Annotated in this window: 22 protein-coding genes; 17 read left to right on the top strand and 5 right to left on the bottom strand. The window is 66.0% G+C overall.

The genetic code is table 11. The features are described from left to right. Positions 1-41: 41 nt before the first annotated feature. Both M2334_RS16285 and M2334_RS16280 read right to left on the bottom strand, forming a co-directional pair. Positions 42-1,466, bottom strand: coding sequence for a M48 family metalloprotease (locus M2334_RS16285; protein WP_264605979.1), 1,425 nt, complete (start codon positions 1,464-1,466; stop codon positions 42-44). A gap of 89 nt (positions 1,467-1,555) precedes the next feature. Further along, the gene (locus M2334_RS16280; RefSeq protein WP_264605978.1) at positions 1,556-4,240 is read right to left on the bottom strand and encodes an Rne/Rng family ribonuclease; all 2,685 of its coding nucleotides are present in this window, start codon (positions 4,238-4,240) and stop codon (positions 1,556-1,558) included. A gap of 512 nt (positions 4,241-4,752) precedes the next feature. Between M2334_RS16280 and M2334_RS16275 the strand changes: the two genes are divergently transcribed. The 5 genes from M2334_RS16275 to M2334_RS16255 all read left to right on the top strand — a co-directional run bounded on the left by M2334_RS16275 (position 4,753) and on the right by M2334_RS16255 (position 10,912). Next, positions 4,753-5,658: an N-acetylmuramoyl-L-alanine amidase gene (locus M2334_RS16275; RefSeq protein WP_319801180.1), complete on the top strand. Its 906-nt coding sequence runs from the start codon at positions 4,753-4,755 to the stop codon at positions 5,656-5,658. Between the two features lie 71 nt (positions 5,659-5,729). Then, on the top strand, positions 5,730-8,231 hold the full coding sequence (locus M2334_RS16270; protein WP_264605977.1) for a penicillin-binding protein 1A: 2,502 nt from the start codon (positions 5,730-5,732) through the stop codon (positions 8,229-8,231). A gap of 123 nt (positions 8,232-8,354) precedes the next feature. Then, positions 8,355-8,906 carry a DUF2062 domain-containing protein gene (locus M2334_RS16265; protein WP_264576843.1) on the top strand — a complete coding sequence of 184 codons (552 nt, stop codon included), beginning with the start codon at positions 8,355-8,357 and terminating at the stop codon, positions 8,904-8,906. 120 nt (positions 8,907-9,026) lie between these two features. After that, positions 9,027-10,154: a peptide chain release factor 2 gene (prfB, locus tag M2334_RS16260; protein ID WP_181560842.1), complete on the top strand. Its 1,128-nt coding sequence runs from the start codon at positions 9,027-9,029 to the stop codon at positions 10,152-10,154. Then, complete coding sequence (locus M2334_RS16255) at positions 10,154-10,912, top strand: class I SAM-dependent methyltransferase (protein WP_264571472.1); 759 nt, start codon at positions 10,154-10,156, stop codon at positions 10,910-10,912. Before prfB ends, M2334_RS16255 begins: the two co-directional genes overlap by 1 nt. A gap of 12 nt (positions 10,913-10,924) precedes the next feature. On the opposite strand, the gene M2334_RS16250 is transcribed toward M2334_RS16255, so the two are convergent. Continuing rightward, entirely contained in the window at positions 10,925-11,596 is a 672-nt protein-coding gene (locus tag M2334_RS16250; protein ID WP_264605976.1) for a helix-turn-helix transcriptional regulator, read from the bottom strand. Positions 11,597-11,697: 101 nt separating this feature from the next. On the opposite strand from M2334_RS16250, the gene M2334_RS16245 reads away from it, so the two are divergent. After that, entirely contained in the window at positions 11,698-11,883 is a 186-nt protein-coding gene (locus tag M2334_RS16245) for a hypothetical protein (RefSeq protein WP_264606105.1), read from the top strand. Continuing rightward, entirely contained in the window at positions 11,880-12,275 is a 396-nt protein-coding gene (locus M2334_RS16240) for a hypothetical protein (RefSeq protein ID WP_264605975.1), read from the top strand. Before M2334_RS16245 ends, M2334_RS16240 begins: the two co-directional genes overlap by 4 nt. A 20-nt stretch (positions 12,276-12,295) precedes the next feature. Here the strand turns inward: M2334_RS16240 and M2334_RS16235 are convergent, their stop codons facing one another. Beyond that, positions 12,296-12,775: a hypothetical protein gene (locus M2334_RS16235; protein ID WP_264605974.1), complete on the bottom strand. Its 480-nt coding sequence runs from the start codon at positions 12,773-12,775 to the stop codon at positions 12,296-12,298. 139 nt (positions 12,776-12,914) lie between these two features. Between M2334_RS16235 and M2334_RS16230 the strand changes: the two genes are divergently transcribed. The 3 genes from M2334_RS16230 (at position 12,915) to M2334_RS16220 (ending at position 17,082) form a co-directional block, all read left to right on the top strand. Further along, on the top strand, positions 12,915-13,874 hold the full coding sequence (locus M2334_RS16230; RefSeq protein ID WP_264605973.1) for an NAD(P)H-dependent flavin oxidoreductase: 960 nt from the start codon (positions 12,915-12,917) through the stop codon (positions 13,872-13,874). Between the two features lie 102 nt (positions 13,875-13,976). Next, complete coding sequence (locus M2334_RS16225) at positions 13,977-14,279, top strand: hypothetical protein (RefSeq protein WP_181560836.1); 303 nt, start codon at positions 13,977-13,979, stop codon at positions 14,277-14,279. Between the two features lie 313 nt (positions 14,280-14,592). Then, on the top strand, positions 14,593-17,082 hold the full coding sequence (locus M2334_RS16220; protein WP_264605972.1) for a PAS domain S-box protein: 2,490 nt from the start codon (positions 14,593-14,595) through the stop codon (positions 17,080-17,082). A gap of 16 nt (positions 17,083-17,098) precedes the next feature. Here M2334_RS16220 and M2334_RS16215 read toward each other — a convergent pair whose 3' ends face one another. After that, a complete protein-coding gene (locus tag M2334_RS16215; protein ID WP_264595324.1) occupies positions 17,099-17,593 on the bottom strand; it encodes a MarR family winged helix-turn-helix transcriptional regulator in 495 nt (164 codons plus the stop codon). A gap of 270 nt (positions 17,594-17,863) precedes the next feature. Here M2334_RS16215 and ectA point away from each other — a divergent pair, with 270 nt between their 5' ends. Genes ectA through M2334_RS16180 form a run of 7 tightly spaced genes read left to right on the top strand, consistent with a single transcriptional unit; the run spans position 17,864 to position 25,102 of the window. Next, positions 17,864-18,379 carry a diaminobutyrate acetyltransferase gene (gene ectA / locus M2334_RS16210; protein ID WP_264606104.1) on the top strand — a complete coding sequence of 172 codons (516 nt, stop codon included), beginning with the start codon at positions 17,864-17,866 and terminating at the stop codon, positions 18,377-18,379. After that, a complete protein-coding gene (ectB, locus tag M2334_RS16205; RefSeq protein ID WP_264577895.1) occupies positions 18,376-19,686 on the top strand; it encodes a diaminobutyrate--2-oxoglutarate transaminase in 1,311 nt (436 codons plus the stop codon). Before ectA ends, ectB begins: the two co-directional genes overlap by 4 nt. 15 nt (positions 19,687-19,701) lie before the next feature. Further along, positions 19,702-20,115 carry an ectoine synthase gene (locus M2334_RS16200; RefSeq protein WP_264593407.1) on the top strand — a complete coding sequence of 138 codons (414 nt, stop codon included), beginning with the start codon at positions 19,702-19,704 and terminating at the stop codon, positions 20,113-20,115. 32 nt (positions 20,116-20,147) lie between these two features. Next, complete coding sequence (gene thpD / locus M2334_RS16195) at positions 20,148-21,068, top strand: ectoine hydroxylase (protein ID WP_264593406.1); 921 nt, start codon at positions 20,148-20,150, stop codon at positions 21,066-21,068. Beyond that, a complete protein-coding gene (locus tag M2334_RS16190; protein ID WP_264605971.1) occupies positions 21,065-22,501 on the top strand; it encodes an aspartate kinase in 1,437 nt (478 codons plus the stop codon). Before thpD ends, M2334_RS16190 begins: the two co-directional genes overlap by 4 nt. A gap of 22 nt (positions 22,502-22,523) precedes the next feature. Then, positions 22,524-23,759, top strand: coding sequence for an MFS transporter (locus M2334_RS16185; protein WP_181560829.1), 1,236 nt, complete (start codon positions 22,524-22,526; stop codon positions 23,757-23,759). After that, the gene (locus tag M2334_RS16180; protein ID WP_264605970.1) at positions 23,756-25,102 is read left to right on the top strand and encodes an MFS transporter; all 1,347 of its coding nucleotides are present in this window, start codon (positions 23,756-23,758) and stop codon (positions 25,100-25,102) included. Before M2334_RS16185 ends, M2334_RS16180 begins: the two co-directional genes overlap by 4 nt. Positions 25,103-25,243 lie beyond the last annotated feature (141 nt).

Here is a 25,243-nt window from a genome sequence, read left to right as displayed (position 1 = left end):
CCCGGCTGCGCGGAACAGCGCGCCCGCGCCTGCCTTGTTCGTCATTTCTTTCGTGTCCTTTCCATGGAGGCGCGGCTGGCCATCGCAATGTCCTGCGCCCGCAGATAATCGGGTGAATTGGGCTGGATGCCGGCCAGTGCTACATCGGCATGGCGCAGGGCGAGGGCGTCCTGCCCTTCCATCGAGTAGCGCTCGGCCGTGGCGAGCGCGGCGCGGGCGGTATCGCCCTTGCGCTGATAGACGACGCCGAGCGAATACCAGGCAAACGGATTCTGCCGATCCCGCGCGACCGTGTTGCGCAGCACGCGCTCGGCTTCGTCGAGATGGCTGTCATCCTCGGTCGCGACGAGCGCATGGCCGAGCATCGCGGCGATCAGCGGCTCGCCATTGGTGCGCTGCACGGCCTCGCGCAGCGGCGGGATGGCATCGGCGGGCTTGCCGGATTCGAGCATGACCTGCCCTTGCAGCTCCAGAAAATAGGGGTCGTGCGGCGCGGCCTTGAGCAGGGTATCGACTTCCGCCAGCGCTTTCTCGGTGAAGGCGCTCTTATGATAGGCATAGGCCCGCGCATAATGGGCGGGCAGGCTCTGGTCCGAGGGCGGATAAAGCTTGAGGGTCTTTTCCGGCTCGCTGACGAAGCCGATCAGCTTGGCGCGCACACGCTGGAAGCGCGCTTCCAAGGCCGGGTCGGTCGGCTTGTTCCAGGCCGGATCATTCTCATACAGCGCCGTCAGGGCCGAGATGCGGTCGCGCGAGAGCGGGTGGGTGCGGACATAGGTGTCCTGCGGCACATACAGCCGATATTCGAGATTCTGCAGCTTCTGGAAGAAGGCGATGCTGCCCTTGCCGCTGATGCCGGCCGCCTTGAGATAGCGCGCGCCGGCGGCGTCCGCGCTCGATTCCTGCGTGCGGGTGAAGGTGAGGAAGCGGCCCATGGCGGCCTGTTGACCTGCCGCCATGATGCCCATGCCGGCCTCGCCCCCGCCGGCTGCCATCGCCGCCGCACCGAGCAGCAGCGAGACGAGCTGGATGCCGGTGGCTTCCCGCGCGCCATCGGCAAAGCGCACGATATGGCCGCCCTCGATATGGCCGAGCTCGTGGGCCATCACGCCCTGCACCTGATTGAGATCATCGGCCTCGGCGATCAGGCCGCTGTGGAACCAGACGATCTGTCCGCCCGCGACGAAGGCGTTGAGGCTGGGATCGTTGATCACCAGCATCTGCACATTGCGCTCATCGAGCCCGGCGGCCCGGATGATCGGGACGGAGGCATCGCGCATCAGCGCTTCGGTTTCGGCATCGCGCAGGACGGACTGGGCCAGGGCGGGCTGCGCGGCGAGCAGGCTCAGCAGCGCAAGAACGGCGAGAAGGCGGCCGATCAGCCAGGGCGCGACAGTCGCCTCACGGGCATGATGGGGTTTGAGCTGGCCGGCAAGCTGCCGGGGAGGGGAGAGCGGCCGATCCATGACCGGCCCCTTAGCCCGGCGAGCCTGAACCCGGCATGACGGATCGGACGATCCATCATGCCGGTTCTCAGACCGCAGGGCGGTGTGCGTCACGCGCCGAACGTGCGCTGCCACCAGCCGCGACGGGGCGTTTCGCCGCTGTCGCCATCGGCTTGCGCCGACGCATCAGCGTCCGTTGCCGTGTCGGCGGCATCCGCGACCAGCGTCTCACGCGCCTCGGTAGCGGCCTCGACGGTCTTGGGCTTGCGACGCGCGCGCGGCTTGGGGGCGGGTTTGGGCGCCTCTTCTGCCGCCTCGGTGCTTGCCTCAGCTTCGGGCTGGGCTTCACCCTCGGTCGCGGCGGGCGTTTCCGCAGCCTTGGTCGTCTTGCGACGCGTGCGGCGCTTGGGAGCCGGTGCCTCTTCGGCGGCCTCGGTCGGTGCTTCAGCAGCAGGCGCTTCGGCGGTCGGGGTCTCGGCCAGTTCCGGCGAGACTTCGACCGTCACGGCTTCATCAGCGGCTTCGGCGGCCTTGCGGGTGCGACGACGGCGCTTGGGCGCAGGCGCTTCCTCCGCTTGCGCAGCGGGCTCGGGCGATGCGGGCTCGGCCGTCTCCTGCACTGCCTCGGCGGCGTCGACCGATGCGACCGGCGCGGCGTCTGTGTCGTCCGTCTCGCCTTCGCTGGCTTCGGCGCCATTGTCTGCACCGTCGCTCTGTCCGCCCCGCCGGCGACGACCACCACGGCGACCACGGCGACCGCGACGCGGTGCCTCGTCAGACCCTTCGGCCTCGCTCGATTCGGACGGGCCGGCTTCGGCCTGCTCGTCATCGCGCTCATCGGCATCGGCCTGCGCGTCGTCATCCTCGTCGGACGCAGCGCCATCGCTGTCCTGCGGCGACTGGTCGTCCCGGTCACGCCGGCCACGGCGACCACGACGGCGACGCTTGCGCTTGCGTCCCTCGCCACCTTCGTCGTCTGCGCGAGGCTGGCGCTCTTCAGCGGCCTCTTCCTCTTCCTCGACGTCCTCGATCTCGTCCTCTTCGTCCTCCACCTCTTCGGTGATGACGGGGGCATAGCTGACCTGCATGGTCGGGCGCGGGCCACTGGCCTCGACCGACATGCGGGCGCCCTCGATCTCGCCATCGGGCAGGATGAGGATGGTCACGCCATAGCGGTTCTCGATCTCATCGAGTTCGCGGCGCTTGTTGTTGAGCACGTAGAAGGCCGCTTCCTGGCTGGCGCGCAGGGTGATCTGGCTCCCGCGACCGCGCGCGGCTTCCTCTTCCAGCATGCGCAGGGCCGAGAGGCCCGCCGAGGATGCCGTGCGGACGAGACCGGTGCCCTCGCAATGGGGGCAGGGCCGGGTCGAGGCTTCCAGCACGCCGGTGCGCAGGCGCTGGCGGCTCATTTCCATGAGGCCGAAACCGGAAATGCGGCCCACCTGGATGCGGGCGCGATCGTCCTTGAGCGCCTCCTTCATCGCCTTCTCGACCTTACGGATGTTGGAGTTGTGCTCCATGTCGATGAAGTCGATGACGACGAGGCCGGCCATGTCGCGCAGGCGCAGCTGGCGGGCGATCTCGCGCGCGGCTTCCAGATTGGTGGCCGTGGCGGTCTGCTCGATGCTGTGCTCGCGCGTCGAGCGGCCCGAGTTGATGTCGATCGACACCAAGGCCTCGGTCGGGTTGATCACCAGATAACCGCCGGACTTGAGCTGGACGACCGGATTATACATCGCGGCGAGCTGGTCCTCGACCCCGAAGCGCTGGAACAGCGAGACCGGATCGGCATATTGCTTCACGCGCCGGGCATGGCTCGGCATCAGCAGCTTCATGAAGTCCTTCGCCTGGCGATAGCCTTCATCGCCCTCGACGATCACTTCCTCGATATCGCGGTGATAGATGTCGCGGATGGCGCGCTTGATGAGATCGCTGTCATTGTGGATCAGCTCCGGCGCGGCGGCCCTGAGCGTGTTCTCGCGAATCTCGTCCCACAGGCGGGCGAGATAGTCGAAGTCGCGCTTGATCTCGGTCTTGGTGCGCGAGAGGCCCGCCGTGCGCACGATGCAGCCCATGGTGTTGGGCAGCTTCATCTCGGCGATGATGGACTTCAACCGCTTGCGATCCGCACCGTTGCTGATCTTGCGCGAGATGCCGCCGCCATGGCTGGTGTTGGGCATCAGCACGCAATAGCGACCGGCGAGGCTGAGATAGGTAGTCAGCGCCGCACCCTTGTTGCCGCGCTCTTCCTTCACGATCTGGACGAGCAGCACTTGGCGGCGCTTGATGACGTCCTGAATCTTGTAGCGACGGCGCAGGGCCATGCGCTTGCGGCGCACTTCTTCTGCGGCCTGCTCATTGCCCTTGCCGTTCTGCTTGCGGGCCGGCGCTTCGCCTTCGCTCTCTTCGTCTTCGTCGAGATTGGGGCGCTCGACGACTTCTACGCCATCCTCGCCATGATCATCCTCGTCGTCGACATCGCCGCGCAGGGCGGCTTCTTCGGCGGCGTGCGCGGCTTCTTCAGCCAGAAGCGCCTCACGGTCCTCGCGGGGGATCTGGTAATAATCTGGGTGGATTTCCGAAAAGGCGAGGAAACCGTGGCGATTGCCACCGTAATCGACGAACGCCGCCTGCAGCGAGGGTTCGACTCTGGTAACCTTGGCGAGATAGATATTGCCCTTGAGCTGCTTGTGTTCAGCGCTCTCGAAATCAAACTCCTCGATCCGGTTCCCCGTTACGACCGCGACCCGGGTCTCTTCCCGGTGGCGCGCATCGATCAGCATACGCATTGTCATTAAAGTCTCTCCAGCCGGTCATCGCCATGCGCCGCAAGCGGGGATGGCGACCCGGTGTCATGTAGGGGGGCGCGCTCTTGCGTGTCGTGTCGACACGGCAGCGGCGCTGAAAACCCCGGTTTTCAAAAAAGGATTGCGTGTCTGTCGCCTGGGCATGTCCGCGTCCTGCGGATACCGGCTTGAACAGTGCTCGCGGCTGAAGGCCCGCTTTCGCGCGCTCCAAGCTCATCAAGCCATGCCCCATGCAACATCAACCTGTCGGATCGCCCAGAAGGCGATGATTAACCGGAAAAATCCCCACCGCGCGCCAGTCGGGCACAGCGGGTTGTCCGGGAGAACGAAGCGCTAGCAGGGCTTGCTCCGCAGAGCAACGTGGAAAAGCAGAAGGCCCCGCGCTGCCAGACCAAGCCAGGCTGCTTACCAACGCGGCGGCACCCTGCACGCAAGAGCCTTGCCGGCCGGTTAACTTTTGGCTGGCGCTGGCGCCGCATGGACGGCAAAAGTCGCCTTCCATGGCCCTGTTGACCGCATTTTCTGCTCTTGTGCTGAGCCTTGCCGCGCCGTCGGACGAGGGGCTGGCGCCTGTGTCTTGGGCGCCTGTGTCCGGCGCTGGCGACCTCACAAACCATATGAGCCGCCCGCCCAAGGGGCCGCGCCTTGTCGTGCGCATTCCGGATGCTGCGCCGGCCGTGCCCCTGCCGACGATCGAAGGGCCGAAAGACCCGCGCCGCCCGCTGGTGGTGATCGACGCCGGCCATGGCGGGCACGATCCCGGGGCCTACAATGCCAGCCTCGATATTCGCGAGAAGGATCTGACGCTGGCCATCGCGCAGGCCGTGCGGGATGAACTGCTCAAGACCGGCCGCATCCGCGTTGCGCTGACCCGGTCGGACGATCGCTTCCTCATCCTGCAGGAGCGCTACAGCATCGCGAGCAAGCTGGGCGCCGGGCTGTTCATTTCGATTCACGCGGACGCCGCGCAAGACGGGGAGGCGCGCGGCGCCACCGTGTATACGCTGTCCGACGTCGCGTCCGACCGCGAGGCGGCGCGGCTGGCGGCGCGCGAGAACCGCACGGATATCATCAATGGCGTCGACCTCTCGGGCGCCAGCACGGCGGTCAGCTCGATCCTGATCGATCTGACCCGGCGGGACACGATGGAATCCTCGGCGCGCTTTGCCGAGATTCTGCATCGCGAGGGGCTGCCGCATTTCCGCTTCCGCACGCCCTATCACCGGCAGGCCTCGCTGGTCGTGCTCAAATCGGCCGATACGCCCTCGGTGCTGCTGGAAACCGGCTATGTCAGCAACAATGCCGAGGCCGGCTGGATGGCGACGCGCGATGGCCGGTTGCAACTGGCCAAGGGCGTTGCTGCCGCTGTCTCGGTCTATTTCGCGCGGCAATCGGTGCAGCGCTGAATTCCAGATTTGCGCGCACCCTGCCGCAAAATCGGTTCCCTCACGCGGCAGAATTGGTCTAGGTGGCGCGCATGGAAGAAGCGACAAACGAAGCGACGAGCTTCCGGTTGCAGCGGGGCGGGCGTCTTGACGCCGTGCGCGCGCGCCTGCGCGACATGATGAAGCGGCGGCGCTGGCGCTGGCTGGCTTATGCGCTGCTGGCCTTCATTGGCGCGATTTTCCTCTTCTGGCTGCTGTTTGCGCGCGATCTGCCCGATGCGCGCACGCTGCTCGATTACCAGCCGCCGCTGCCGACGGTGGTGCGCGATATCGATGGCCAGCCCGTCTACAGCTTCGCCCGCGAGCGCCGCGTCCAGCTGCAATATTCCGATTTCCCGCCGATGCTGGTGAATGCCTATCTGGCTGCGGAAGACCGGACGTTCTTCAGCCATCACGGCCTGGATTATCCGGGGCTCGCCCGCGCCGCATTCCAAGGCCTGATGAGCGGGCAGACGCCGCGCGGCACCTCCACGATCACCCAGCAGGTCGCCAAGAACCTGCTGGTCGGCAATGAGGTGAGCTATACGCGCAAGCTCAAGGAAGCGATCCTCGCCTGGCGCATGGAAAGCGTGCTGACCAAGCAGCAAATCCTCGAACTTTACCTCAACCAGATCTTCCTTGGCCGCAACGCTTATGGCGTGCAGGCTGCGGCGCGCGCCTATTTCGACAAGGATGTCGGCGATCTCAAGCTGCACGAGGCGGCCTATCTCGCGATCCTGCCCAAAGGGCCGGCGAACTATCGCCCGGAAGTGCACATGGATCGCGCGCTCGAACGGCGGAACTGGGTGCTGGGCGAGATGCTGCGCAACCGCTTCATCACGCAGGGCCAGTTTGGGGAAGCGCGTGCGCAGCCGCTCGGCGCGGTGCGGCAGCGCGGCAGCGGCTACAGTGCTGTGGGCGGCTATTATATCGAGGAAATCCGGCGGCGGTTGATCGCCGAGTTCGGTGAAGCTGCCGAGCATGGCCCCAACAGCGTCTATGCAGGCGGCCTGTGGGTGCGCTCGCCGCTCTCGCCTTTCATGCAGGAGCAGGCGGCGCGGGCCCTGCGCGAGGGCCTGCTGCGCTATGATTCGGGCAAGGGCTGGTCCGGGCCGATCGCGAAGATCGACAATCTGGATCGCTGGGAAAGCGAGCTCGCCGCGTCCAATCTCGGCATTGATTATGCGGACTGGACCGTCGCGGTGGTGCTGGACAAGTCCGGCAGCAGCGCCTCGCTCGGCCTGCCCGGTGGCCAGACCGGCACATTGCCGCGCTCGTCGGCCCTGCTCGCGGACCGGCGCAATGGCCGGCCGACCTTCGATTCGCTCAAGCCCGGCGATGTCATCGCGGTGAAGCCCGAAGGCAATGCCTATGCGCTGCGCAACGTTCCGGGCGTCTCAGGCGGCTTCATGATCGAGGGCGTCCACACCGGCCGGGTCTTCGCCATGCAGGGCGGGTTCGATGCGCGCCTGTCTTCATACAACCGGGTGACGCAGGCGATGCGGCAGCCCGGCTCGACCATCAAGCCGTTCGTTTATGCCGCCGCGCTCGACAATGGCATGACGCCCGCCTCGATCATCGTCGATGGCCCCTTCTGCGTGTGGCAGGGCGCCAATCTCGGGCAGAAGTGCTTCCGCAACTTCTCCGGCGGGGGCGGTGGCGCGCAGACGATGCGCTGGGGCATCGAGCAATCGCGCAACCTGATGACGGTGCGCACGGCCGCGCAGACCGGCATGGACCGCGTCGTCCGCACGATCAAGGCGATGGGCATCGGCGATTACCAGCCCTATCTCGCCTTCGCGCTCGGCGCGGGTGAGACGACCGTCGAGAAGATGGTCAATGCCTATGCGATGCTCGCCAATCACGGCCGCCAGCTCACCCCCAAGGTGATGGACTATGTGCAGGACCGGAACGGCCAGGTGATTTGGCCGCGCAACTGGAAGCCGTGCCAGGGCTGCAATGCCGATGACTGGAACGGCAAGGCCATGCCGCGCTTCGCTCATGGCGGGCGGCAGGCGATGAACCCGATGACCGCCTATCAGATGGTCCACATCACCGAAGGCGTGATCCAGCGCGGCACCGCGACCAGCCTGCGCGATCTGGACCGGCCGCTGTTCGGCAAGACCGGCACCACCAACGGCCCGACCAACGTCTGGTTCGTGGGCGGATCGCCGGACATCGTCGCCGGCGTCTATGTCGGCTTCGACCAGCCCCGCAACATGGGCGGTTATGCCCAGGGCGGCACGCTGGCGGCGCCGATCTGGAAGTCGGCCATGGCGCCCATTCTCAAGGATATGCCCAAAACGCCGTTCGTGGCGCCGGCGGGCGTCCGCATGGTGCGGGTCGACCGGCGCAGCGGCAAGCGCGTCTATGGCGGCTGGCCGTCGGACGATCCGCGCACCGCGATCATCTGGGAGGCGTTCAAGCCGGAAACCGAGCCGCGTATTTCCATGCGGCGCGATGAGCTGGAAGAGCGCGCGCGCGAGGACAAGCCGGCCGCGACCCGCCGCGATGTGAGCCGCGATTTCGCCGGGGAGCAGGGCGGCATCTATTGAGCCGCGGGCCCGGCGACCTATATCGCGTGTCTGGCCCGTTACTTGTCCCGTCCTCGTGCGCCGCGTTCACGCGATGCTCAGCCTTGATGGGTTAGACAGGTCGCCTGTCATGGAGGACCCGTCTTGAAGCGCTGGTTGATCGGCCGCCTGCCGACCCGCGAAAGCCTGCTGTCGAATCGGTGGATGAAGCCGTTCGCGCACCGCATCGCGCACCCGCTGCTCTGGCACTTCAACCGGCGGTCGACAGCACGCGGGGTCGCGCTGGGTCTGTTCGCAGGCTTCCTGATTCCCTTCGGGCAGACGCCAGTTGCGGCCATGCTGGCATTTTCCGCACGGGCCAACATATTGACCGCCGCGTGCGCAACGCTGGTCACCAACCCGCTTACCTTCCCGCCCATTTATTTCGCGGCGTACAAGCTGGGGCATGGCGTGCTGGGCGACCGTCTCTCGGCAAGCGGCGACACGATGATTCGCTCGATCGGCGCGCGCGCGCTGGATTTTGCGGCGCCCACCGCGCTGGGGCTTCTGCTGTTCGCCATTGTGGCATCGATCCTGGGCTTTTGCCTCGTCCACCTCGGCTGGCGCGGCTGGGTGGCCCATCGTTGGCGGCAGCGCAGCCGCGCGCGGCAGGGCGATTCCGCTGCATCCGATCCGCCCGATCAATCGTTGCTCTGAGAGCAACTTTCCGCCCGCTGTGCCAAGGCCGGCCTTCTCGCCCCTTGACCGGGGGGAAGCGGCGTCGCATCGGGCTGCATTCGGCCCACCATCTGGCCACGGACTTGACGGAGATTTCTCATGCGTGCCGAAGCGCAGGCCCATGTCGACCACATTCAGGCAGCGCTGGATTTGCTGCGCCGGTTCCTCGACTGGGATCGCGCGCTGCGCCGCCTGGATGAGCTGAACGCCCGCGTGGAGGATCCGACGCTGTGGGATGATCCCAAGGCGGCGCAGGATGTCATGCGCGAGCGCCAGCGGCTCGACGCAGCCATCAACGCCACCCGCGCCATCGAATCCGAGATGAACGATACCGTCGAGCTGATCGACATGGCGGATGCCGAGGGCGACGAGGAGATGGCCAATGAGGGCATCGCCGGCCTCGCCGCGCTGGCTGAGCGGGCCGACCGCGACAAGGTGACGGCGCTGCTCTCCGGCGAGGCGGACGGCAACGACACCTATCTGGAAATCCACGCCGGCGCCGGGGGCACCGAGAGCCAGGACTGGGCGGAGATGCTGCTGCGCATGTACCAGCGCTGGGCGGAGAAGCGCGGCTACAAGGTCGAGATGATCGAATATCAGGCGGGCGAACAGGCAGGCATCAAGTCCGCGACGCTGCTGCTCAAGGGCGAGAATGCCTATGGCTATGCCAAGACCGAGAGCGGCGTTCACCGGCTGGTGCGGATCAGCCCCTATGATAGCTCCGCCCGGCGCCACACCTCGTTCAGCTCGGTGTGGGTCTATCCGGTGATCGACGACAATATCGAGATCGAGATCAAGGAAAGCGACCTCAAGATCGATACCTATCGCGCGTCCGGTGCGGGCGGTCAGCACGTCAACACCACCGATTCCGCGGTCCGCATCACCCACGTGCCGTCCGGCATCATCGTGGCGAGCCAGAACGACCGCTCCCAGCACAAGAACCGCGCTACCGCGATGAACATGCTCAAGGCGCGCCTCTATGAGGCGGAGCTGCAGAAGCGCGAGGCGGAAGCCAACACCGATTATCAGGCCAAGACCGAGATCGGCTGGGGCCACCAGATCCGCTCCTATGTGCTGCAGCCCTATCAGCTGGTGAAGGATCTGCGCACCGGCGTCACCTCCACCGCGCCGGATGACGTGCTGGACGGCGCGCTCGATCCGTTCATGGCGGCCGCGCTCAGCCAGAAGGTGACCGGGGAGAAGGTCGACGTCGAGGATGTCGACTGATGCTGCGCGGGCGGGATGCGCGGCGCTCAGCCGCGCTGGTCCTGCTGCTTGGCCCTGCCTTGCTCTCGGGCTGCGATTCGCTCGCGCCGGCGTCCAGTGGCCGGCCCGACACGGCCGAAGCCTTCCCCCGCGCTGACCGGCCGGTGGCACCGATCATCTCGACGCGCTGGTCCACGGAAGAGGCGCGCGACCGGGTCAACGAGGCCGAGGAAATCATGGACCGCGCCGGCATCGCGCCGGGCATGACCGTGGCCGACATTGGCGCGGGTGAGGGATACTACACCGTGCGGCTCGCCACACGCGTGGGGCCGAGGGGCCGCGTGCTCGGGCAGGACATCATCGCCGAGGTGATCGACCAGCTGGGCCAGCGGGTGACCCGCGAGAATCGGGACAATGTCAGCGTCAAGCTCGGCACGCCGGACGATCCGCGCCTGCCGGAGCACAGCTTCGACCGGGTGCTGATGGTGCACATGTATCATGAGATTGCCGAGCCCTACGCCTTTCTCTGGCGGCTCTATCCGGCGCTCAAGCCCGGCGGGCAGGTGGTGGTGGTCGATATCGACCGCCCGACCGAGCATCATGGCACGCCGCCGGCGCTGCTGCGCTGCGAGTTCGAGGCGATCGGCTTCCGCTTCGTCGGCATGGAAGGCCGGACAGCGGCGGGCGGCTATCTGGCGCGTTTCGAGCCCGGCGAACGCCGTGTCGAGCCGAGCGAAATCAGGCCGTGCCGGCTGGCGCGCCGTGGTCGCCCCGGATAGCCGGCGAGGCGATCAGCCCACCCGGCGCCCGGCCCAGATCACGCGACCGACGATATTGACGAGGGCGGGGTCGACATCCTCCCATGTGGGGTAGAGCGGATTGTCACTGCGGATCGAGAAGAGCCCGCGGCGGGGCGCGAGCGCGACGCGCTTGACCATCAGCACATCATCCATGCGCAGCACGTAAATGCCATCGCGCAGCCGATCGATGCCGTCGGCCCGATCGACCATGATGTCGTCGCCATCGCTGAGCGTGGGGGCCATCGATTCGCCATCGACGCGGATGATGGAGAGCTGGTCGGGCTGGCCGCCCAGGGCTCTCAGCCAGCGCATGTCGAAGGCCAGCGCGCCGGCTGCCGCCTCGTCCTCGACCAGCGCGCCGACGCCGGCAGAGGCGCCGAGAGCGAGGCGGGGAACCGCGATGAGACCGCGCGGCAGGGGGGCGCTGTGTCTCATCGGGGGGGGCGCCAGCGCTGAAGAGCCGCCGAGCAGCGCCTCCTCGACGCCAAAGAAGCGGGCGAGCAGCTGGCGATCGGCCTCGTCCAGCTTGCGGGGCGAGCCGCGCTTCACGAACTGCTGAATATAGGCCGGATTGCGACCGAGCAGGCGGGAAATGCTGCCATAGCTTTCCCCACGCTCCTGAATCAGCCGCTCCAGATTGGCTCTCGCATCGACGCTGTCCATTGCGGAACACTAACATAGGAATTTTCCTAGACAAGTAGGAAATAACTTTAGAACCTAGGGGTCTTCCTATTGTCGAGTCCAGTGAGGAGGTTCGGTTGGCGATGACGGTCCTGAGATCCATAGAGTTGTTCCTGCGCCGTACAGGCATGGCGGCAACCCGTTTCGGTCGCGAATGCGTGCGCGATCCCCGTTTCGTGCATGATCTGCGCCGGGGGCGTGAACCCTCCGAACGCACGCGGCGCCGCGTAGAACATTTCATGAACATTTATGAAGAGGGTGGGCAATGAGAGCGCTGTCGAGATCCATGCCGGCCCGTTCTTCGGCTCCGGCCAGCTCGTTGCCTCGCAAGGCCGCCCCAGCTCGCAGCACGCGGCGCGATTGGCACGGCCGTCTGCTGGCTGCTTTGCAGGCGCTGGCAGGCCAAGATTGTGCTGTGGAGGATGGCGGACAGCGCCCCTGGTGCAGCGCGACGTTCGTCGGCGCGCAGCATCGGATCGTGCTGCACCTTCCCGGTCCGGAAGCGTGGGACAAGGCGACGGCGCTGACCAAAGAGTTGCCGGACGCCGAGATCGCCCTCGTCCATCACATCGTCGTCGATCTGGCGGTCGATTCCGTGATGGATGCGCAGGATGGCGGGGTGGAGATGGTGCTGGCGGTCCTCACGATTGAGGATTGGTGACGGCGTGCGGTGCCGCTTTGTCAGTGGCGGGACTGGATGGTCAGCGCGCGCAGGCGGGCGAGCGCCTCGCTCAGCGCGGCCTGCATCGCGGCGGAGTCCTCCTCCGTCGCCTCGCTGGCGACGCGGATGGCTGCATCATCGCTTATCGGGCGGGCGCGGGGCCAGTGCGCAGCGGCCAGCGCGCTGACCTCCAGATCGCTAAGTGGCGCCGGCATGACCGCGCTGAACGACGCCCATGCGGGCAGCGCGTTGGTCTCGGTGACGAGCATGAGGGCCGGGCGGCGCGGCGTCGGCGCTGTCTCCGCCACATCCGGAGTGGCGGGCAGGTCGTCGTTCATACGAAGGCGAGGCGCCGGCCATGGGCTCCACGCGGAGGGTGCAGCCTGGCCCTGAGCCGATGCCTGCGCGCGACTCGTGCGACCGAGCAGCCGCGCCAGTAAGCTCGTCACATCCGGCGCGGCCCATGTCAGGCCTGCCCGCATCGTTCTTGTCTGCCCCATGCCGCTTACCCCCTTGGCCTCGATTGGCCCTGCCCTAGCGGTAACTTGCAGATGGTAAATGAAACGGTAACGATGCGATTTTCGTCGGCATTGACGGGTGCGGGCCGCCATGTCAGGCCGGGCGGGAGAGGAGAAACTGGTGTCCGTTTCCGAGAGCCTTCGCCGTGGTTTGCGCCTGCCTGTCATCGGCGCGCCGCTGTTCATCATCTCCAATCCCGATCTGGTGATCGCGCAGTGCAAGGCGGGCATCATCGGTGCCATGCCCTCGTTGAATGCGCGCGCGCCGGACCGGCTCGAGGACTGGCTGGAGCGCATCGTCACCGAACTCGCGGCGCATGATGCTGCCCATCCCGAGGCGCCGGCCGCGCCCTTTGCCGTCAACCTCATCGTTCATCGCTCCAATCCGCGCCTGATGGATGATCTTGCGATCTGCGCCCGCTTCAAGGTGCCGCTGATCATCACGTCGCTGGGCGCCAATGAGGAGGTGAATGCAGCGGTGAAGGCCTGGGGCGGCCTCGTCTTCCATGACGTCATCAATCAGCGCTTCGCTCACAAGGCGGTCGAAAAGGGCGCGGACGGCCTGATCCTGGTGGCGGCGGGCGCGGGTGGCCATGCCGGCAGCCAGTCGCCCTTCGCGCTGGTGGCGGAGACGCGGGCGTGGTTCGACGGGCCAATCGCCCTTTCCGGTGCCATCGCCACCGGCAGCGGCATCGCTGCCGCGCAGGCGATGGGCGCGGACTTTGCCTATATCGGCTCGGCCTTCATCGCCACGCAGGAAGCGCGGGCCAGCGCGGCCTACAAGCAAGGCATCGTGGACGGGCAGGCGGCGGACATCGTCTATTCGGATTACTTCACCGGCGTCTCCGGCAATTATCTGCGCGCGTCCATCCTCGCACAGGGGCTGGACCCGGATGCGCTGCCCGCCAGCGATCCCTCGGCGATGGACTTCGCTGCAGCGACAGGCGCCAAGGCGTGGAAGGACATTTGGGGCGCAGGCCAGGGCATTGGCGCGGTCACCGGCGTGGTGCCGGCCGCTACACTCATCGCGCGATTCGCCGCGGAATATGAGGATGCGCGCCGCCGCCTTTGCGCATCGTGAAGGCGCGCACGGTGCGCGGGCTGTACGGCGCGCCACGCGCCCGCCGGGCAAAACACGCCATGGGCCTTGATAATCGGCGACAAACCGGCCAATGGCCCGGCCATGGACAATAGTCGCATCTTTGAAGCGATCGCGCTGCGTCGCTGTCTTTCCGCCCGCTACAACAAGCTGGCGCTCGTGCTCGCGCCGCATGTGCTCTACAAGCGCAATGACAGCTACTTCATCGATGCCATCACCATCACCCGCGACGGCGCCGAGCCGCGCGAACCGAAGGTCGGCAGCTACAATCTGGCGGGCCTGAGCGAGCTGGACGTTCTTGAGACCACGTTCGATGTCCACCCGCTGTTCGACCGGATGGACCCGAAATATCGGGAAAACACGCTGTTCATGATCGACGCGGACTGAGTCTGGGTGGGGCGTACGCCCTGAAGACTTCCTCCCGTCCAGGCTCATCTGAGTCGGATGACGCCGCAGCGCCCGCCATTTTTGGCTCCTCTGCATTCCAAGACGGCCCGAGATTTCTGCTGTTTGTAGCCTGTTCCTGTTTCAGAGCGGGCACAGGCTAGTCTTTGGGTGAACGCGCTGAGCAAACTCTGTACAAAATGGCATTTCGCGACCGTAGGTGGTGAGATAAACCGTCAGACCTTGGCGTATCGGCGAAGGTGGCAAAATCTCGCGGGCGGCCCTCGATAGGATCTCGATACGAATGCTCCAGAATATGCCTGCGCGCGCTCAGCATCTGGCCTCTGGCGACCTTGCCTTCCTGGCTGGCGGGGGCGAATGCGCTGCGTTGATCCGGGACAGGGACTGGAGCGCCACGCCGCTCGGCCCGATCGAAGACTGGGCGCCGTGTCTCAAATGCGCCGTTTCGCTGCTGCTTCGCTCGCAGGTGCCGATCGTGATGTTGTGGGGCGAGGAGGGCGTCATGCTTTACAATGACGCCTATTCCGGCTTCGCGGGCGGGCGCCACCCCGAGCTTCTGGGCTCCAATGTCCGGGAAGGATGGGGCGAGGTCGCTGACTTCAATGACAATGTCATGAAGGTCGGCCTGGCCGGCAAGACGCTCCATTATCGCGACCAGGAATTAACGCTGCACCGCCACGGCCGGCCCGAGCAGGTGTGGATGGACCTCGATTATTCGCCGGTGCTCGATGAGGAGGGCCAACCGGCGGGCGTCATCTGCATTCTCGCCGAAACGACCGAACGCGTCGCGGCTGAGCGCAAGACCGCATTCCTGATGTCGCTGTCCGACGCGTTGCGTCCTCTGACCACGCCCGCCGACATCATCGCCCTGACAGCGGAGCGCCTTGGCGCGTATCTTTCGGCCAGCCGGGTGTTCTACGCGGAAATCACGAACGGCCGAATGACGGTCGAGCGCGATCATCATCGCGGTGTCGGGTCGATTGTTGGCGAACATTCGCTCGAAGCCTTCGGCCCGGATCTGCTGAACGCCTATCGCGTCGGCACGCCCGTGGTGGTGCGCGATGTGCAGGCCGACGCGCGCCTGAGCGCCGAGGCAAAGGCCGGCCTTGGCGCCCGCGAGGTCGGCGCCTTCGTGGACGTGGTGCTGTTCGAGGAGAAGCAGTGGGTGGGCCTGCTCGCGGTCCAGAATGCCACGCCGCGGGTCTGGACGGCGGAGGAAGAAACGCTCGTTCAGGAGGTGGGCGAACGCGTGAAGGTCGCTGTGGAGCGCGCGCGCTCGGAGCGGGACCGCCTGTGGACCTTGTCGCAGGACATGCTCGCGCGCGCCGATTTCACCGGCATGATGTCAGCCGTGAGCCCCGCCTGGACGCAGGTTCTGGGCTGGACGGAAGCCGAGCTGCTCACTCGCGGTTACGCGACATTCATGCATCCCGAAGACATGCCGCCCACGCTGGAAGCCATTGAGCGCATGGCCCAAACCGGGGAGCCCACGCGGTTCGAGAACCGCATTGCGACGCGCGATGGCGGCTGGAAGCATATCGAGTGGACCGTCGCGCCGGAGCCCGATGGCGTGAACTTCGTCGCGGTCGGCCGTGACCTGAGCGAAACCAAGGCCCGCAATGCGGAGCTCGAAGCGGCGCGAGATGCGCTGCGGCAGAGCCAGAAGATGGAAGCCATCGGCCAGCTGACCGGCGGCGTCGCGCATGATTTCAACAACTTGCTGATGGCCATCATGAGCAGCCTCTCGCTGCTCGGCAAGCGGATCCCCGATGACCCCATGTCGAAGCGGCTCCTCGACAATGCCCAGCAGGGCGCCGAGCGCGGCGCAGCCCTGACCCAGCGCATGCTGGCCTTTGCGCGGCGGCAGGACCTCTCGCCCGAACCGGTCAACGTCTCCTCGCTGCTCGACGGGCTCAAGGAACTGGCGCAGCGGACGCTGGGGCCGCTCTGGCCGCTCGAATTTCACGGCGTTGCGGACGGCCCCTTCATCGTCGCCGACCCCAACCAGATCGAGATGGCGCTGCTCAACCTGCTGGTGAACGCGCGCGATGCCTCACCCGATGGCGGCACGATCCGGATCGAGACGGATACCAAGCGGATTGCGCCGGGCGAATCGGCCGAACTGGCGCCGGGCAGCTATGTGCGCATTCTGGTCATAGACCAGGGCACGGGGATGGATGCCGAGACGCTGGCGCGGGCGACCGAGCCATTCTTCACCACCAAGGGCGTTGGCAAGGGGACGGGCCTTGGCCTGTCGATGATCCATGGCCTTGTGCGCCAGCTCGGAGGCACCTTTACCCTGACGAGCGCACCCGGCATCGGGACGACGGCGGCGCTCTGGTTCCCCGTCTCCAGCGACGACGCCAACCGGCCGGCACGGGAGGCGGAGCCCGCGCTGTCTGCGGACGGCACGGTTCGCCCGCTCAAAATTCTCGCCGTGGACGATGATCCGCTCATCCTGATGAACACGGCGGCGTTCCTGGAAGATCTCGGCCATCAGGTGTGGGAAGCCGATTGCGCGGCCGATGCTCTCAAGATCTTGCGGGACAATCCGGGCATCGACCTGCTTGTCACCGATCAGGCCATGCCGAACATGACCGGCGTGCAGCTTGCTATGCAGCTGATGGCCGAGGACATCCGCCTGCCGATCATCCTCGCCACGGGCTATGGCGAGGTGCCGACGGATAGCGGCCTCAACGTCCTCAAGCTGGGCAAGCCTTTCTCGCAGGGTGAGCTGAAGGCGGCCATCGCCCGCGCCATGACGGAAGTCCGGCAGGCTCTGTAAGCGCCGGGATCAGCGCTCAGGATGAATGCGGCCGCGCCCTGTCGATCGGGCCGCTGTCGAGCAAAGGGGCTGCGTCGATATGTTCGGCGTCCATCAACATGGCGAGGCGCTCGGTCGCGGCGAGGACCATCGCCTGTTCCCAGACGGGCAGGGCTGAAAAGCGCTCGGTGAAGGTCGCCTGAAGGGGATCGGGCGCTTCTGAAAGGGCGGTTTCTCCCGCCGCCAGAACATGCAGATGGAACTGCCGCTTGTCGCGTTCGCTGCGCTCCCGCTGGACAAAGCCCAAGGCGACAAGGCGGTCTACGATCGCCGTGATGGTGGCCTGGCTGAACTGCAGCGATTGGGCAATTGCGCTTGGCGTGGCGGAGGAGGCGGCGGCGATTTCCCGCAGCACCAGCAGTTGCGAGGGGGTGAGGCCCGTGGCCGTGGCGAGCTGGCGGCTGCCGATCTCCGTGGCGCGGAGAATCCGTCGCAAGGCGCGCAAAGTGGACGAAGCAATATCGAGGCTCATGCCGTGTCGATAGCGCAAGGCGCGTCCCACGCCAATTCGCCGGAACGACGGGAGCGGGCGGGCATATGCTTTATCAGATGAACTAAAATTCGCCTCTTCCGGTTGAAGTGAGCGAGATAAGTGCCATATATGGCGCCGAACGACGCTCTGCGCAGCGTCGCGTCTCAGAAAAGATAATTCGGGAGATAAACAATCTTTGATCGACAAGCTACAGCGGCTCTTGAGCCGCCAAGGGCTTCTGCGCACTTTTTAGATCGCGAGGGGCGATCTATCTCGCTTCGAAAGCCCGCTGCCACGGACGGGCCTGCCGTCAGTGCCCTGATTGCCGCATCGCCGCCGCTGGATGCGAATTCCGCCTATTGCAACCTCCTGCAATGCACTGATTTCGCCGACAGCTGTGCCGTCGCGGAATGCGATGGCGCACTGGTGGGCTGGGTGTCCGGCTATCGCGTGCCGCAATCGCCCGAGACGTTGTTCGTCTGGCAGGTGGCCATCGCCGCCTCCATGCGGGGCCATGGCCTCGCAGGCCGGATGATCGAGTCCTTGCTGGCGCGCCCGCAGCAGCATGGCGTGACTCACCTCACGACCACGATCACGCAGGATAACCGCGCATCCTGGGCGCTGTTCGAAGGACTGGCGCGGCGGTGGAACGTCCCCATCGAGAAGACCCCGCGCTTTGAGCGCGAGCCACATTTTGCCGGAGCGCACGCCACCGAGTGGCAGGCGCGCCTCGGCCCGCTGCCTCATCTGGCAGCCGCAACAGAAGAAGGAACGCTGACAGCATGACCGCCAACATCTTGCCCCATCCCACGGCCCGCAAACCCGACACCGCCATTTATGAGCGGCGGGAATCCGGCGTGCGCAGCTATGCGCGCTCCATGCCGCGTCAGTTCAACCGCGCGCAGGGCGTCTGGATGCACGACAATCAGGGTGGCCGCTATCTCGACTTCCTGTCGGGCTGCTCGACGCTCAACTACGGCCATAATCATCCGGTGCTCAAAAGCGCGCTGGTCGATTATGTCGCCAGCGACGGCATCACCCACGGCCTCGACCTGCACACCGATGCGAAGGCGGATTTTCTCGCTGCGCTGGAAGAGGTCATTCTGCGCCCGCGCGGACTGGATTATCGGGCCATGTTCACCGGGCCGACCGGCACCAATGCGGTCGAGGCGGCGATCAAGCTCGCCCGCAAGATCACCGGTCGCGAGATGGTGATCGCGTTCACCAACGGCTTCCATGGCATGACGCTGGGCGCGCTGGCCTGCACCGGCAATGCCGCCAAGCGCGGTGGCGCCGGCGTGCCGCTAAGTCATGTCGCGCATGAGCCCTATGATGGCTATCATGGGCCGGACGTCGACACGGCCGAGCTGCTGGAACGCCGCCTCTCCGATCCGTCCAGCGGCCTCGATGCGCCGGCTGCCATTCTGGTCGAGACGGTGCAGGGCGAAGGTGGGCTCAATGTCGCGTCAGCGGAATGGCTCCGCAAGATCGCCGCGATCGCCAAGCGCCACGGCGCGCTGCTGATTATCGACGATATTCAGGCGGGCTGCGGCCGCACCGGCAACTTCTTCAGCTTCGAGGGCATGGGCTTCACGCCGGACATCGTGACGATGGCGAAGTCGCTCTCCGGCATGGGACTGCCCTTTGCGCTCACTTTGTTCAGCCCCGCGCTCGATCAATGGTCGCCGGGCGAGCATAATGGCACCTTCCGGGGCAACAACCATGCCTTCGTGACCGCCACCGCCGCGCTTCGCCATTTCTGGAGCGACGACACATTCCAGCAGGACATCGCCCGTCGCGGCGCGCTGCTGGAGCGGCGGCTGGAAGCGATGGCCGCCGAGCATGGCCTCTCCACCCGCGGCCGCGGCATGATGCGCGGCATCGATGTCGGATCCGGCGAGGTCGCCGAAACCATCACCGCCGCCTGCTTTGCGCAGGGGCTCATCATCGAAACCAGCGGTGCACATGACGAGATCGTGAAGGTGCTCGCGCCTCTCGTGATCGAGGACGACGTGCTGTCGGCCGGCCTCGACATTCTCGAGGAGAGCATCGGGTCCGCGCTCAGCGTCCCTTATGGCGTCGCCGCAGAGTAAGAGGAGATACGCAATATGATCGTTCGCAAGCTGCAGGACATCCGCAAGACGGACCGCAACGTGAAGTCCAAGGGCTGGGAGAGCGCACGCCTCCTGCTCAAGGACGACGATATGGGCTTTTCCTTCCACGTCACCACCATGCACGCGGGTGAGGAACTGCACATGCATTACCAGAACCATCTGGAGGCGGTGCTGGTCCTCAAGGGCACCGGCACCATCGAGGATCTGGGCACGGGCATCACGCACAAGCTCTCGCCCGGCGTCATGTACGCCCTCAACGACCATGACCGGCACATCGTGCGCCCGGAGACGGACATATTGTGCGCGTGCACCTTCAATCCGCCGGTGACGGGCCAGGAAGTCCATGACGAACATGGCGCCTATCCCGCCGACACCAGTGCCCCGCGCGAGCCCGCGCTCGCCGACTGAACTACCTTTCAACCATTAGAAGGGGGAGAAGCATGCAAGACCTCTACCCATCCCGCCACGATAGCGTGGCGGCCTTTTCGCCGCGCCGCGACCCCGTCGTTCACAGCGACTGGAGCGAGGACGCACCCATCAGCCGCGCACAGGCCGAGCGCTTCGACCGCGACGGCTATCTGGTGCTGGAAGACCTGTTTTCCGACGAGGAAGTCGCGTTCCTCCAGCGCCACGCCGGCAAGCTGCTGGCCGATCCCGATGCGCTGGAAGACGAAACGGTGATCAGCGAGCCGGGCAGCCGCGAGATCCGCTCCATCTTCCGCATCCACGCGCAAAGCCCGGTGCTCGGGCGGCTGGCCGCCGATGCGCGCCTGGCCGAGGTCGCCCGCTTCCTGCTGGGCGACGAGGTGTACATCCACCAGTCCCGGCTCAACTATAAGCCCGGTTTTCGCGGCAAGGAATTCTACTGGCACAGCGATTTCGAGACGTGGCATGTGGAAGACGGGATGCCGCGCATGCGCGCCCTGTCCATGTCCGTGCTGCTGGCCGAAAACACGCCGCATAATGGCCCGCTGATGCTGATCCCCGGATCGCATCGCCAGTTCCTCACCTGCGTCGGTGAAACGCCGCAGGACCATTATCGCCAGTCTCTCAAGAAGCAGGAATATGGCGTGCCGGACGAGGACAATCTCGCCGAGCTGGCCGACACGTTCGGCATCGTCGCGCCGACCGGCAAGCCGGGGTCCGTGGTGATTTTCGACTGCAACATCATGCACGGGTCGAACGGCAACATCACGCCCTTCCCGCGCGCCAATGCCTTTCTGGTCTACAATGCCGTCTGCAACCGACTGGTCGCGCCGTTCGGTGTCGAGACGCCGCGCCCGGCCTTCATTGCCGCGCGAGGCGAGCCGCAGGCGATCACGCCTGTGAAGGGACCGTTGATGGAGGAGGCGCTGGCATGAGCCATAGTGTGGAAAAGATCGGCGGTACATCCATGGCCGCCACGACGACTTTGTTCGACAATGTGCTGATCGCCGGCCGCAAGGGCGCCGATCTCTACAACCGCATCTTCGTCGTCTCGGCCTATGCCGGCATGACCGACCTGCTGCTGGAGCACAAGAAGAGCGGCGAGCCGGGGGTTTATGCCCGCTTTGTCGCGGATGACGATGCCGATGGCTGGCGCCACGCCATGAACGCGGTGCGCGACGCGATGAAGACGCGCAACGCCGGGATGTTCGTGCGCGAAGAAAGCATCGCCGAAGCGGATGCCTTTGTCGAGATGCGGATCGCCACCGTCGCCGCTTGCCTCGATGATCTGGCGCGGCTGCGCAGCCACGGCCGCTTCTGTCTCAAGGAGCAACTGGTAACAGTGCGCGAACTGCTGGCGGGCCTTGGCGAGGCGCACAGCGCGCATTCGACGGCGCTGCTGCTGCGCGACCGGGGCGTCAACGCCGCGTTCGTCGATCTCACCTTGTGGGACCAGCAGGACATGCGCGAACTGGACGAGCGCATTCTGCAGGCGTTCGCGTCCATCGATCTCAGCAACACGCTGCCGATCGTGACCGGCTATGCCGGGTGCAGCGAGGGCATGGTGCGGCTGTATGCCCGCGGCTATTCGGAGATGACTTTCTCGCGCATCGCGGTGCTGACCAAGGCGCGCGAGGCGGTGATCCACAAGGAATTCCACCTTTCGAGCGCCGACCCGCGCCTCGTCGGGACGGACAAGGCCCGCAAGATCGGCCGCACCAATTATGACGTGGCCGATCAGCTCGCCAATCTGGGCATGGAGGCCATTCACCCCGGCGCCGGGCGGGGCTTGCGCCAGACCGAGATTCCGCTGCGCGTGCGCAATACCTTCGACCGGGAGGATGGCGGCACGCTCATCTGCGGCAAATATGTCTCCGATACGCCGCGCGTTGAAATCGTGACCGGCGTGCGCCAGGCGCAGGCCCTGCAGTTCTTCGAGCAGGATATGGTCGGGGTGAAGGGCTATGACGCCGCGATCCTCGAGGCGCTGACCCGCCATGGCGCGTGGATCGTCAGCAAGGCCTCCAACGCCAACACGATCACCCATTATCTCTCGACGGACGCCCCGACGGTGAAGCGCGTGATCGCGGATCTGCAGGGACGCTACCCCGATGCCGCGATCTCCGCCCAGCCGGTGGCGATCGTTTCGGTGATCGGCAGCGACATCTCGCGGGCGGGGCTACTGGCCGATGCCTTGCGCGCGCTCGCGGATGAAGGCGTGCCGATCATCGCGATGCAGCACCAGATTCGCAATGTCGATGTGCAGTTCATCGTCGCTGTCGAGGATTATGAGACGGCCGTCGGCGCCCTCCACCGCGCCTTGGTGGAGGATGACGCGGCCATGACGGAGGACCGGCGCGCGGCGTGATCCGCGCGCTGCTCCATCCCTGATGCTCGCCGCGATCCAGCCCGTCCGCAGCCTCCTGCTCGCCATCTTCATGCTGATGGCGGGCAGTGGCTTTTTGTCGACGCTGATCAGCCTGCGGCTGGAGCGGGCCGGGGCGGGCACGATCGTGATCGGCGTGGTGGCCACGGCCTATTTCGCCGGGCTGGTCGTCGGCGCGCTGCGGGCCGGCGAGATCGTTCGGCGGGTGGGGCATATCCGCGCCTTTGCGGTGTTCGTCTCGCTGCTTTCGGCGAGCACCCTCTCTTATGCTCTGATCCAGTCCGCGCCATTCTGGGCAGGCCTGCGCCTGATCGACGGCCTGTGCGTCGCCGGGGTCTTCATCTGCCTCGAAAGCTGGCTCAACGACCGGGCGGAGATGGAGACGCGCGGCAGCATCCTCGCTGCCTATATGGTCGCGCTCTATCTCGGGCAGGCAGTTGGGCAATTGCTGCTCGGCGCCAGTGGCACGCTGCCGGCCGCGCCGTTTCTGCTCGCATCCATTCTCATTTCGCTGGCGATCATTCCCCTCTGTCTTACCCGCAGCAGCGCGCCGGCGCCGGTCGATGCAGAGGCCTTCACGATACGAGGACTCTACGCAGCCTCGCCGCTGGGCACGGTCGGTGCGGTGGCGACCGGCCTGATGCTCGGCGCCTTTTACGGCATGGCAGCAGTCCATGTACGGCGGCTGGGGCTGGACCTGAGCGCGACGGCCACGTTCATGATGATCGTGATCCTCGGCGGCGTGGCCCTGCAATGGCCGCTGGGCCGCCTGTCCGACCGGCTGGACCGGCGGCGCGTCATCGTCGGCTGCTTCACCGCGACGCTGGTCGTCAGCCTGATGCTCGCCACGCTGGCATCGCGCGGGCTGGACCTGCTGGTGCTCGGCGCCTTGTTCGGTGGGCTGAGCTTTGCGCTGTATCCGCTCTGCGTGGCGCACTGCAACGACCGGTTGCTGGCGGCCGAGCGCGTCGCGGCGAGCGGGCGGCTGGTGCTGCTCTACTCGGCCGGCGCTGCCGCCGGTCCGCTGGGTGCGGCGCTGCTGATGAGCGCGGCGCCCGTGGGCGGCCTGTTCTTCTTCATCGCGCTGTGCGCGGGCCTGACGCTCGCTTTCGGCCTCTGGCGGCAGGCATCGACGCCGCCTGTGCCGGCGCCCGACCAGCAGGATTTCCAGATCGTCCCGCGCACCACCCCCATGGCCTCGCTGCTGGACCCCAACACTGTCGACGGACACACCGAATGACCGCTCCCTCGCTATCAGCCTCCCCCGACCAGCCGGTCGAGACTGCCACGCTGCGCCGCGCGATCGCGGCCTCGGCATTGGGCAACGCCACCGAATGGTTCGATTACGGCATCTACGCCTATGGGGTGACCTATATCTCGGCTGCGCTCTTCCCGGGCGATCTGGATGATGCGGTGCTGTTCGCGCTCGCGACCTTCGCCATCTCCTTTCTGGTGCGTCCGCTCGGCGGGCTGTTCTGGGGACCGCTGGGTGACCGGCTGGGGCGCAAGTCGGTGCTCGCATTCACCATTCTGCTGATGTCGGGCGCCACGCTCGCGGTCGGGCTCATCCCGTCCTATGCCAGCATCGGCCTCTGGGCGCCCGCGCTGCTCATCCTGCTGCGGATGGTGCAGGGTTTCTCGACCGGCGGCGAATATGGCGGCGCGGCGACCTTCATGGCCGAATATGCGCCGGACAAAAGGCGCGGCTTTTACGGCAGCTTTCTCGAATTCGGCACGCTGGCGGGCTTCTCCTTCGGCGCGATCCTCATGCTCAGCTTCTCGATGCTGCTCGGGGAGGCGCAAATGTATGAATGGGGCTGGCGCATTCCGTTCCTTGTGGCGGGGCCGATGGGGCTGGTCGGCATGTATTTGCGCTCGCGCATGGAGGACACGCCGGTTTTCCGCGCTCATGAGAGCGAAGCGCGGCCTTCGGTTTCGCTCCGCCAGCTCATGCACAGCCACTGGCGCCCGATGCTGGTCGTGGGCGGACTGGTCGTGGCGCTCAATGTCGTCAACTATACGCTGCTCAGCTACATGCCGACCTATCTCGAGCGGCGCATCGGCCTCACCGCGCAACATGCGCTGATCGTCCCGATTGTCGGCATGCTGTTCATGATGCTGTTCCTGCCCTTTGCCGGGTCGCTCTCGGACCGGATCGGGCGCAAGCCGATGTGGCGCTTCTCGCTCATCGGCCTGCCGGTCTGTGTTGTGCCGCTTTATCTGCTCATGGGCACAGGCTTCCTCGGCGCCACGATTGCATTCGTGCTCCTCGGCCTCCTCTATGTGCCCCAGCTGGCGACGATTTCGGCGACATTCCCCGCGCTGTTCCCGACCGCCGCGCGCTTTGCCGGCTTCGCCATCGCCTATAATGTGTCCACCTCCATCTTCGGTGGCACGGCGCCGGCCATCGGCAGCGGCCTGATCACGCTGACCGGGAACGAGCTGATGCCGGCCTTCTATATGATGCTGGCCTGTCTGGTCGGGCTGGTTGCCTTGCGCTTCATGCCGGAAACGGCGGGCCGCTCGCTTCACGAAGATGTTTTTGCTCGCGGTGACCGCGCCGGGACGCCGACGCGCCTTTGAGCATTCTCGAATCGAGAATGCACCGCCAAAGCTACATGGCCTTCTGATCTGGCCCTCTCGCGCGTACCGCAGATCCTATCGCGCTCAGCCCCGACGGGAATCGTGTCGAACCCAGCTCCGCTGGTTCGGGTCTTCGTTCTG

Origin of the sequence: Sphingobium sp. B11D3D (assembly GCF_025961755.1) — a bacterium.
In the GTDB taxonomy this organism is placed as follows: Bacteria; Pseudomonadota; Alphaproteobacteria; order Sphingomonadales; family Sphingomonadaceae; genus Sphingobium.
The sequence above is the reverse complement of the archived record's forward strand: the minus strand, read 5'-3'. Positions and strand labels throughout refer to the sequence as shown.

Coding starts and splice junctions, on each gene's coding strand:
- ectB (WP_264577895.1), top strand. CDS start 18,376: ATGACCGCCAACATCTTGCCCCATCCCACGGCCCGCAAACCCGACACC.
- M2334_RS16245 (WP_264606105.1), top strand. CDS start 11,698: ATGACGGTCCTGAGATCCATAGAGTTGTTCCTGCGCCGTACAGGCATG.
- M2334_RS16250 (WP_264605976.1), bottom strand. CDS start 11,596: ATGGACAGCGTCGATGCGAGAGCCAATCTGGAGCGGCTGATTCAGGAG.
- M2334_RS16240 (WP_264605975.1), top strand. CDS start 11,880: ATGAGAGCGCTGTCGAGATCCATGCCGGCCCGTTCTTCGGCTCCGGCC.
- M2334_RS16200 (WP_264593407.1), top strand. CDS start 19,702: ATGATCGTTCGCAAGCTGCAGGACATCCGCAAGACGGACCGCAACGTG.
- prfB (WP_181560842.1), top strand. CDS start 9,027: ATGCGTGCCGAAGCGCAGGCCCATGTCGACCACATTCAGGCAGCGCTG.
- M2334_RS16270 (WP_264605977.1), top strand. CDS start 5,730: ATGGAAGAAGCGACAAACGAAGCGACGAGCTTCCGGTTGCAGCGGGGC.
- M2334_RS16215 (WP_264595324.1), bottom strand. CDS start 17,593: ATGAGCCTCGATATTGCTTCGTCCACTTTGCGCGCCTTGCGACGGATT.
- M2334_RS16275 (WP_319801180.1), top strand. CDS start 4,753: ATGGCCCTGTTGACCGCATTTTCTGCTCTTGTGCTGAGCCTTGCCGCG.
- M2334_RS16280 (WP_264605978.1), bottom strand. CDS start 4,240: ATGACAATGCGTATGCTGATCGATGCGCGCCACCGGGAAGAGACCCGG.
- M2334_RS16180 (WP_264605970.1), top strand. CDS start 23,756: ATGACCGCTCCCTCGCTATCAGCCTCCCCCGACCAGCCGGTCGAGACT.
- M2334_RS16185 (WP_181560829.1), top strand. CDS start 22,524: ATGCTCGCCGCGATCCAGCCCGTCCGCAGCCTCCTGCTCGCCATCTTC.
- M2334_RS16285 (WP_264605979.1), bottom strand. CDS start 1,466: ATGGATCGGCCGCTCTCCCCTCCCCGGCAGCTTGCCGGCCAGCTCAAA.
- M2334_RS16235 (WP_264605974.1), bottom strand. CDS start 12,775: ATGGGGCAGACAAGAACGATGCGGGCAGGCCTGACATGGGCCGCGCCG.
- M2334_RS16225 (WP_181560836.1), top strand. CDS start 13,977: ATGGACAATAGTCGCATCTTTGAAGCGATCGCGCTGCGTCGCTGTCTT.
- M2334_RS16220 (WP_264605972.1), top strand. CDS start 14,593: ATGCCTGCGCGCGCTCAGCATCTGGCCTCTGGCGACCTTGCCTTCCTG.
- M2334_RS16255 (WP_264571472.1), top strand. CDS start 10,154: ATGCTGCGCGGGCGGGATGCGCGGCGCTCAGCCGCGCTGGTCCTGCTG.
- M2334_RS16190 (WP_264605971.1), top strand. CDS start 21,065: ATGAGCCATAGTGTGGAAAAGATCGGCGGTACATCCATGGCCGCCACG.
- thpD (WP_264593406.1), top strand. CDS start 20,148: ATGCAAGACCTCTACCCATCCCGCCACGATAGCGTGGCGGCCTTTTCG.